This is a genomic window from Citrobacter amalonaticus, assembly GCF_037053465.1.
GTDB classification, from domain to species: Bacteria; Pseudomonadota; Gammaproteobacteria; order Enterobacterales; family Enterobacteriaceae; genus Citrobacter_A; species Citrobacter_A amalonaticus_H.
Map to the genome: position 1 here is coordinate 11,890 of NZ_JBALIF010000018.1, position 11,040 is coordinate 22,929.

Here is an 11,040-nt window from a genome sequence, read left to right on the forward strand (position 1 = left end):
CAAACAGCCAACTTCGCGACCTGTACAGTGAAATCACCAATAAACATTCATCGACATGATGAACGGGAGCGCTCGTCCCGCATTTTCCCCGAAAGGTGGTTTTAAAGAATAAATGCACTGAGCAAGCCATCAGGAGTAAACATATGCGTCTTCTCGCCGTTGTATCTAAATTGACGGGCGTTTCCACCCATGTCGAAACCTCTGAAGTCACACTGAATACCCCCTCTATTGTGAAATTATCCGCACAACGAGAGGAAATCAGCCAGCTTGCTCGTGTCAATCAGGATTTAGTCATTACCTTCAGTTCAGGTGAAAAACTCACCATCAAAAATTTCTATGTGACCAATGACCTGGGCTCAAGCCAGTTGGTGCTGGAAGACGCTAACGGCGCTCTGTGGTGGGTGGAAAATCCAGAAACCGGACTGCACTTTGAGCAAATCTCCAGTATTGACGATCTGCTGGTCACAGCGGGCGGCTCTCACGAAGGCGGCGCGATCTGGCCATGGGTGCTGGGAGGCGTCGTTGCCGCAGGCGGCATCGCAGCGATTGCGTCTTCAGGCGGTGGTGGCGGAGGCGGTCATCATGACAGCGATAGTCGTAATTCCGGCTCTGGCAACGGTTCCGGTTCCGGTTCCGGTTCCGGCAGTACACCCGATCAGGGATCGGTTAATGGAGGGAGTAACACCAGTGGGGGCAATAACGGGGGAGGCGAACCCGGCACCAACCCGCCGGACATGGGAAACACAACCCCACCAGCCACGCCCGTTATTACTGGGGCAACGGATGCCGTCGCATCCATTACCGGCGCAATTCAGGAAAACCAGCCCACGAACGACGGCCAGCCAGTCATTACAGGGACAGGGCAAGCAGGCGCCATCATCACCCTCTATGACAATGGACAGGAAATTGGCATCACTATTGTCGATGAAATGGGTAACTGGAGTTATAAGCCTGACGTTCCACTTTCACAAGGTGAGCATGTCCTGACCGCTACCGCCACGGATGACAATGGCATTACCAGCGGCGTATCCGGTGGCTTCACCTTTACCGTGGATACCATTGCTCCAGATGAGGTTACCGGATTAACCATTACCGAAGACGGATTATGGGTCTCAGGTATCGCCGAAGCTGGCTGCGTCGTCACTATCTATGACAGCCAGCGCAACGTTCTTGCCACCCTCCTGGTTGATGACACGGGAACATTTACCGTTCGCCTCAGCTCAGCACAAACGAATTCGGAACAACTCTTTGCTGACATTTCTGACGCCGCCGGTAACGCAGGTGCCGAAGCTGACTTCACCGGTTCCGACTCAGGTTTCCCTGATGCCCCAATGATTACCGGCATTATTGATGATACCAGACCCACTGCCGTCACCTTAAGCAGTGGTCAGTTTACGAAAGACACAACACCAACGCTGACCGGGACGGCGCTAGTGGGCGCAGTGGTCACCATTTATGAAAATGGGACAGCGATCGGTAGCGCTATTGCCGCTGATGGCACCTGGACATATCCGCTGAGTAATGTTCCGGAAGGGTTACACAGCTACACGGCGACGCAAACCACGCTGGACGGCGTCAGCGGCTACACGGTGGGATTTGCAGTCATCGTCGATACCACACCGCCAGGCGCCCCCACCGATCTGCTCGTGTCACAAAACGGGACCGTACTCAACGGTAGCGCAGAAGCCGGTAGCACAGTCACTATCAAGGACAGCAACGGCTCCACGCTCGGCACTGCCACGGCAGACAGCACAGGAAAATTTAGCTTCCCGCTCAATCCGGCCCTCGTAAACGGCGAAGTGTTGACCGCCATTGCGACTGACAGGGCGGGAAATGACAGCGCATCAGCCAACGTCACAGCGCCGGATACCACTCCCCCGCTGGCTGCGGGCAATCTGGACGTTTCTGACGATGGGACAACGGTAACCGGGACAGCGGAACCTGGCACGACCGTGACCATTTACGGCAGCGACAATACACCGCTGGGATCGGCGCTAGTGCAACCTGATGGTTCGTTTACCGTCACGCTGAATACGCCACAAACCAACGGCGAAATTATCACCGCCATCGTGAAAGATACCGCGAATCTGACCAGTCCTCCCGCCACGGCCATCGCCCCGGATACGACGCCTCCACAGCCCGCAGCCAACCTGGATGTCTCAGATGACGGCACCACGGTGACCGGCACTGCCGAACCTGGCAGTACGGTGACGATTCGCGATCCGGGCGGTAGCCCTATCGGCAATGCCAAAGCCGATAGCGGGGGGAATTTCACCGTCACACTGGACACACCGCAGACTAATGGCGAAACGCTGACCGCCATCGTCACCGACCCGGCGAACCAAAACAGCCCCCCCGCCCCGGTCACCGCCCCGGACATCACCGCGCCGCAACCGCCGACGGCGGTGATTGCGGTAGACGGCAGTACACTGACCGTCACTGCTGAACCCGGTAGCGTGATCACGGTGAAAGACAGTGACGGCGCTACTCTCGTGGTTTCCGGACAGGTTCCGCAGAATGGCACCCTCATCATTCCACTGGTTCCCCCTCAGGCCAACGGGGAAACGTTAACCGTCACCGCGACAGATGGTGCAAACAACATTAGTCAGCCCACTAACGTCGTGGCACCGGATATCACAGCACCGGATGCCCCCGTCATCAATGCGATCATTGATGATGTCGGCACGCAAAAAGGCAATCTGAGTGACGGACAGCGAACTGACGACAACCAACTGACGTTCAGCGGTACCGGCGAACCGGGCGCCACCATCACCCTGCTGGATGGAGGAACGCCGCTGGCGGGCAGTATCACCGTTGGTAGCGATGGTAAATGGACGCTGACTACCCCTGTGCTGGGTGACGGCGACCATACTTTCACCGTCACGGCAACCGATGCGGCAAACCAGACCAGCACACCTTCAGCCCCTGTGACGATTACGGTCGATACAACGCCGCCGGCCATCCCGGTGGTAACGATTACCGATAACACAGGCAGCAATGCGGGTGATGTACTTGCCAACAACGCCGTCACCGACGCCACACAGCCGGTGTTGAGCGGAACCGGCACTGTCGGAGATACCATTACGGTATACGACGGGACAACCGTCATCGGTACGACACAGGTGATTGCAGGCGGAACCTGGAGCTTTACCCCTAATCCTGCGCTGGGCGAAGGCGCTCACACCTTAAGCGTCACCGCCAGCGATCCGTTGGGCAACACCAGTCTGAAATCCACCGCCATCACCATTACGGTGGACACCACGGCGCCAGATACGCCAGTGCTCACGCTGAAAGACAGCGCGGATGCCCCTCTGACCAACGGCCAGGCCACCAACGAAACCCAGCCGGTTCTGAGCGGCACCGGCGTGAATGGCGATACCATCAGCATTTACGATAATGGCGTGTTGGTCACGACCGTCCCGGTGACCAACGGCATCTGGAGCTACACGCCAGGCGCGCTTGGTGAAGGCAATCATGTCTTTACCATCACCAGTACCGATCCGGCGGGAAATATTAGCGATCCTTCTGCGCCAGTCGGCATTCTGGTGGATACGACACCCCCTGGCGTGCCTAACCTGACCATTACCGATAACGTCGGCAGCCAGACGGGGACCCTGGATAACGCACAGTTCACTGACGATACGTTACCGCTACTGAGCGGAAGCGGTACGCCAGGAGATACCATCACCATCACTATTGATGGCGTTAACCTGCCGCCACTACTGATTGATAACTCAGGAAACTGGAGTTTCCAGACCACAGCGCCCCTGTCACCAGGCGATCACATCGTGACCGTGACCGCAACCGATCCAGCCGGAAACAGCACGACCTCGCCGGATCGGATCGTTCGCGTGGATACCCAGGCGCCGACTACGCCAACGCTTGCCGTCAATGATGACGGCGGGCCACTCAGCGACGGCGCACAAACGAACGATACCACCCCCACCCTGAGCGGAGCGGGTGAAACGGGCAGCATTGTCAGCATCTTGAATAACGGTGTTGAGATAGGCACCGCCGAAGTGATCGGTGGCGTCTGGAGTTTTACGCCAGACCCTGCCCTGACAGAAGGCAACTACAATTTTACCGTGACGGCGAAAGATGCTGCCGGGAACACCAGCCAGCCGTCGCAAGCCATTGGCTTAACCATTGATACCACTGTACCCGCCGCGCCGTTTATCACCTCGCCAGGCAACCCGGCAGTGACAAATCAGACGGAATTGCCTGTCAGCGGTACCGGCGAACCGGGTAGCACCATCACGCTGTTAAATGGCAGCACGGTGATCGGCACCGCCGTGGTCGCACCGAACGGGAGATGGACCATTACCCCCAACTCGCCGCTTATCGAAGGAAGCTATACCCTGACGGCGACAGCAACCGATCCGGCAGGAAACGTCAGCCCACCGTCTGCGTCTATTACGCTACAGGTTGATCTCACTGCACCCGATGCACCGGATAACGTCACGATCTCGCCTGATGGCGCAACGGTTAGCGGCAGCGCAGAAATCGGCAGCACGGTCACCATTCGCGATACCAACGGGAATGTTATCGGTACAGGCGTGGCGACGACGGACAGCACGTTCCAGATTCAGGTCACACCAGCCCAAACCGGCAACAACGCACTCAGCGCAACGGCGCAAGACGCAGCGGGTAATAACAGTTCACCCACGGCTTTCACGGGCTCCGGTACCGGGCTACCGGTTATCAGCGCCATTGTCGATGATGCTGGCACCGTGCAGGGCGATCTGAGAAGTGGTCAAACGACGGACGATACCCTGCCGGGACTGCGCGGCGTTTCGACACCGAACACCACGGTCAACGTTCTGGTGGATGGCGTGGTCGTCGCATCAAATGTTCCTGTCGATGGCAATGGTGACTGGAGCTGGACCGCAACCACTGCGTTAACCGAAGGGCTTCACACCTTCCAGGTTGTCGATAGCGTGGATGGCAGTAAAGCCTCCGCGGTGGTCAACATCACCGTTGATCTCACGCCGCCGGCGCAACCTGCCATTGGCAGCGTGACAGATGATGTCGCACCCGGTACGGGCACGCTCACCAACGGGCAAACGACCAATGATACTCGCCCAACGCTGAATGGCACAGGCACCAACGGGGACACCATCACCGTTTACGATGGGAGTACGCCCATTGGCCAGGCGCTGGTCGTTAACGGCGTATGGAGTGTTACGCCGACGAGCGCGCTTGGCGAAGGCAGCCACACTCTGACAATCACCGCCACCGATGCAGCAGGGAACACCAGCGTACCGTCGCAGCCCTTTGTGGTCGTAGTGGATACCACGCCACCGAACGCCCCCGCGATAACCACTGCGGTAGATAACAGCGCTCCGCAGACCGGCGTTATCAGTAACGGCGGCAGCACCAATGACACCACGCCCGACTTTAGCGGCAGCGGTGAAGAAGGCAGCACGATCACCGTCTACGACAACGGGGTAAAAATCGGGACTACCCAGGTCATCAACGGGCTCTGGAGCTTCACTTCACCGGCCCTCGCCGCGGGTTCACATACCGTTACCGTGACGGCGACTGACGCAATGGGTAACGTCAGCGCGCCCTCTACGGCCTATACAGTGATCGTCGATACCACCGCCCCGGGAGCGCCAGTGCTCCAGAGCGTTACCGATGATACCAGTCCGGTATCCGGCGTTCTGGCTAACGGGCAGAGCACCAATGATACGCAGCCCACCTTCCAGGGTACGGCGGAACCTGGCGCCACCGTCACGCTGTATGACGGTGCCCTGGCCGTGGGTAGCGTAGTGGCGGGAACTGACGGAAGCTGGTCGCTCACGCCGAATACCCCATTAGATAGCGGTCTGCACAACCTGACCGTTACCGCAACGGATGCGGCGGGGAATGAAGGTCCGGCAGCCTCCTTCTCGCTGAACGTGGATACGCAGGCACCCACGGTTCCCGTCATCACGTCAGTCACCGATGACGTCGCCGCCAACACCGGCACATTGAACAACGGACAAAGCACCAACGACACGCGCCCCACTCTTTCCGGGACCGCCGAAGCCAACAGCACCGTCAGCGTTTATGACGGGACAACGCTGCTGGGGACGGTTCAGGCGGATGGACTGGGGGCATGGACCTTTACTCCCACCACCGCACTGGGCAACGGTTCGCACACATTCAACGTCACCGCTTCGGACGCGGCCGGTAACGTCAGCGCAGGCGCGACCTTTAGCGTTGTGGTTGATACCATTGCGCCCGTCGCGCCCGTCATCGTCAGCGTCACCGATAACGTCACGCCGGGAACCGGCAATCTGACCAACGGGCAAAGCACCAACGATACCCGCCCAGTGATAACCGGTAGCGGCGAACCCGGCGGCACCATTAACGTCTACGATGGCAATGTTCTGCTGGGTACGACCACGGTAACAGAAGGCGGAAGCTGGACTTACCAGCCTGCCGGACTTTCTCAGGGCGCTCACACGCTCAGAGTGACGGCGACAGACAGCGCAGGCAATACCGGTCCGGCGTCAACAGATTTTACGCTGACCGTCGATACCGTTTCGCCCGGCGCACCGGTTATCAGTAGCGTGACGGATGACGTTGGCCCTGTCACCGGTAGTCTGAGCAGCGGTCAAACCACTAATGACGCCCGCCCCACCTTTACCGGTACCGGCGAGCCAGGGGCCATCATCAGCGTTGCCGATAACGGCCTCTTCATCGGTAGCACCACGGTTGCAGCCAACGGGACCTGGACCTTTACGCCCACCAGCGATCTCAGCCAGGGCAATCATCCACTGACTTTCACCGTAACGGACGCAGCAGGTAATGTGGGGCCGGCAGCCAGTTTCGCCGTCACTGTCGATACCATCGCACCGCTGACTCCGGTGATCGTTTCGGTCGTCGATGACAGCGCGCCGCAGACCGGCAATCTGTCACCAGGCCAAAGTAGCAACGATACCCGCCCGACGCTTAACGGCACAGCGGAGCCGGGCACGACGCTGACCTTTACCGATAACGGTACGGTAATTGGCAGTCTTGTTGTCGGTACCGACAGCAACTGGACCTTTACCCCAACCACAGCGTTAAGCAATGGGCTGCATACCCTCGCCGTCACAGCGACAGACAACGCAGGTAACGTCAGCCCCGCCGCCAGTTTCGGCGTCACGGTAGATACCCTTGCGCCAAACGCGCCGGTGATCACCACCATTCTTGATGATGTCAATAACATCACCGGCCCTGTCGGTAGTGGGCAAAGCACAAATGACTCGCGACCAGAACTGCGCGGTACCAGCGAACCGGGCGCATTCATCACCCTCTACGACGGCGCAACGCTGCTTACGCCAACCCCCATTCAGGCGGACGCCAGCGGCGCATGGAGCTTTACCCCGTCCACTGCACTGACAGAAGGTTCACATTCATTTACCGCCAAAGCCACGGATGCCGCGGGCAACGTCAGCGCATCATCGGCAACGACCACCATCATAGTGGATACCACCCCGCCCGGCACACCGGGTAACCTGGCAGTGGTGAGCAACGGCAACTACGTGACCGGCACCGCGGAAGCGGGCAGCACGGTGACCATCACCAGCAGCAACGGCACCGTGCTGGGAACCGGCGTCGCGGATGGGACTACCGGTAGCTTTACGATTCTGATAACACCGGCGCAGGTCGGCGGTGAAACGCTGCAGGTTGTTGCCCAGGACAAAGCGGGCAACGTCGGGACATCCGGCAGCGTCATCGCGCCGTTCAGCGGTCTGCCTGGCGCGCCGTTGATTACCTCGCTGACGGATGATGTCGGATCAATCACCGGACTTATTCCCAACGGTCAGGCGACGAATGACGCCAGACCGCTGTTAAACGGAACAGGACAGCCATTCTCCACCATCACGGTGTACAGCGACGGCGTTTCCATTGGGACGGCGACTGTCGATGCGCAGGGTAACTGGTCGCTCACCCCACTGGCGAATATCGCCGACGGGACGCACACCCTCACCGCCACGGCAACGAACACGAACGGCACCAGTACTCTGTCACCGGGTTATAGCGTTACCGTTGATACCGTCACCACGGCCCCTACCGGCACCATCAGCGCCGATGGCGCCAGCATCAGTGGCACGGCGGAAGCGGGTAGTACAGTTACCATCACCCTCAGCACCGGCGTCACGGTGACAACCACGGCTAACAGCAGCGGAAATTACACCTATACCTTTGAGCGTAAGCAAACCAGCGGTGAAAACATCAGCGTCAGCGCCACTGACGCGGTCGGCAACGTTTCTACGCCGACACAGGTCGTTGCGCCCACGCTCCCCATCTCGGCGAGCGATAACGTCGAAAATCTGGCGTTAACCACCGATGCAATCGTCACCACCGAATACCTCAGCGACTATGGACTGTTGCTGGTTGGGGCGTTAGGTAACGTTGCCAGTGTGCTGGGTGACGACACCGCCGCCGTGCAATTCACCGTTGCGGATGGTGGCAGTGCGAATCTGGTGATTGACGCCAGCACCACCGGCGTGGTGCTCTCTCTGCTGAATACCCAGGAGGTGGCAATCCAGAAATACGATGCCGCGACCAACTCCTGGACCACGGTCATCGACACCGCGCAGGCGCAGTTTGCCAATCTGCTGACGCTTGGCAGTAGCGGCGTCACGGTCAATGTTTCCGGACTGGAAGGCGGTACTTATCGGGTTCTGACCTACAATACAGCACTACTGGCAACGGGTTCTTACACAGAGCTTAACGTCAGCGTCGAAGAGACCAGCGCTGGTACCGTCACCGCTGCCGCACCACAGACCGGCAACGTGCTGAATAACGACAGCGCCCCGCTGGATACGGTGGTGACCACTGTCACCAATGCCAACGGGCAAAGCTTTACGTTGAGCGCGGGCAGCAATACGATTTTGGGTCTGTACGGCACACTCACGATAAACCAGGACGGTTCATACAGTTACGCGCTAAACCCGAATAGCCCAGCCTCGGTCATTGGTCGAACAGAGAGTTTCACCTATACGATTAGCGGCGGCGGTAACAGCGCGTCGGCGAAACTGGTTATTACTCTGGGGAATGACACCCCCGCCAGTAGCGTCACGGCTGTCGACAACGTCGCCACTCTGCCCTACGACACCCATGTCGAAACCATCAATAACGGGCCTTCCTCTCAGAGCGGCTTTACGGTGGTGAACGTTAGTCTGGGCAATGTGCTGGATGTCGGCGTACTGGACAAACTGAGCAACCCGATAATCTTTGACGTTGAGCAGGGTTCAACGCGAACCATGACGCTGCAATCCTCTATCGGCGGTGTCGCGGTAGCCTCCAGTTTTGATCTGTATATCTATCGCTTTAACGACATTACCCAGCAGTTTGAACAGTGGAGCGTCGAGAAAAACTGGCTGAATGCGCCGCTGTTGGGCGGTCAGTCCAACCCATTGACGTTAAACCTGCCTGGCGGCGAATACCTGTTCCTGCTCAACCCGTCCTTTGGCGTCACCGCGCTGACAGGCTACACGCTGAACGTCCTTGAGGACCACATTTACAGCGTTGACAGCCTGACCACGACGACCCAGGGCAACGTGCTCAGCGACGACATTGCCCCCGTCGGCACGCTGGTTACCCAGGTGAACGGCGAGGCGATCGCCGCCACCGGCACCACAACCATTGTCGGCACCTATGGCACGTTGACCATTGATGCCCAGGGCAACTACACCTACACCCTGAAAAGCGGCGTGGGCGCAGACAGTACCACTGCCCCGGACAGCTTCATTTACACGGTCAAAGCGCCAAACGGAGATACCGATACCGCCTCGCTCAATATCCAGCCCACCGCGCGTCCGCTGGATGCGGTGAACGATATCAGCGATACCCTGATTGCTACGTCGGTACAGGACACGACGAGTTACCTGGACTCCACCGTTGGAAGCGCCAGTTGGGGGATACTCGGCAAAACCGGAAGCGGTAGCGGCACCTTCGATGTTGCTGCCGGCACCGCTCTGAAGGACGCCGCAATCGTCTTTGATGTCTCAACGCTGGTCACCCTCGGCAACCTGACCATCAACTGGTCAATTCTGGAAAATGGTGTGCTCATTCGCTCGGGCACAGTACCGGTCTCCAACATTACGCTGGGTGGCGCGACAGTGACCGTCAATTTAAGCGGGCTGGAACTGGACGGCGGCACCTATACGCTCAACTTCACGGGGAACAACACCCTTGTGGGCGCGGCAACGATTACGCCGAAAATTACCGGGACAACGGTGGATCTGGATAATTTCGAAACCTCCGGCACGCACACCGTCAATGGCAACATTTTTGACGGCAGCGACTCTTCCGGCGCGCTGGACCAGCTCAACACCGTTGATACACGCCTGACCATTACCGGCTTCAACGGCAGTACCGCCACGCTGGATCCCTATTCCAGCGCCACCACGACGATTCAGGGTCACTACGGTTCGCTGCAAATCCGTGCCGATGGTTCGTATACCTACACGCTCAATAACGGCGTGGCGCTTTCATCTATCACCACCAGGGAGACCTTTACCTACACGCTGAACGATACCCACGGACATACCGATACGGCCACACTGACGGTCGATATCGCGCCACAGGCTGTCAGTACTTCGCAAAGCGACGTGCTGGTGGGTTCGGTTTACGGCGACACCTTGATTTACAACCTGCTCAACGCCAGCGATGCCACAGGCGGCAACGGAACAGACACCTGGAAAAACTTCTCGCTGGCGCAGGGCGACAAAATTGATATCGGCGACCTGCTGGTGGGCTGGAACGGACAAACCGCCTCGCTTGGCAACTATCTCAGCGTCAGTACCAGCGGCGGGAATACCACTCTCTCCATTGACCGGGACGGAACGGGCAGCACTTACCACTCCACCCAACTGGTTACCCTGGAAAATGTACAAACCACGCTGACGGAGCTTATCGAACAAAACCACATTGTGACCTGATAAAAAGAGCCAGAACAACAACACAACGACCCCGGGCGCACGTTCGCCCGGGGCAAAAAATAACGCTAAATTAGGGAAGAAAAATGGGAAAACGACAGCTTACATTTTGGTGGCTGGC

The 11,040-nt window shown here is 58.5% G+C and carries 1 protein-coding gene; it reads left to right on the forward strand.

The genetic code is table 11. The annotated features are described in order from the left end of the window. Window positions 1–143: 143 nt before the first annotated feature. On the forward strand, window positions 144–10,922 hold the full coding sequence (locus WB371_RS20765; RefSeq protein WP_336221922.1) for a BapA/Bap/LapF family large adhesin: 10,779 nt from the start codon (window positions 144–146) through the stop codon (window positions 10,920–10,922). Window positions 10,923–11,040 lie beyond the last annotated feature (118 nt).

Excerpts from the sequence above, each read along its gene's own strand:
- WB371_RS20765 (WP_336221922.1), top strand. The coding sequence starts at position 144 with ATGCGTCTTCTCGCCGTTGTATCTAAATTGACGGGCGTTTCCACCCAT.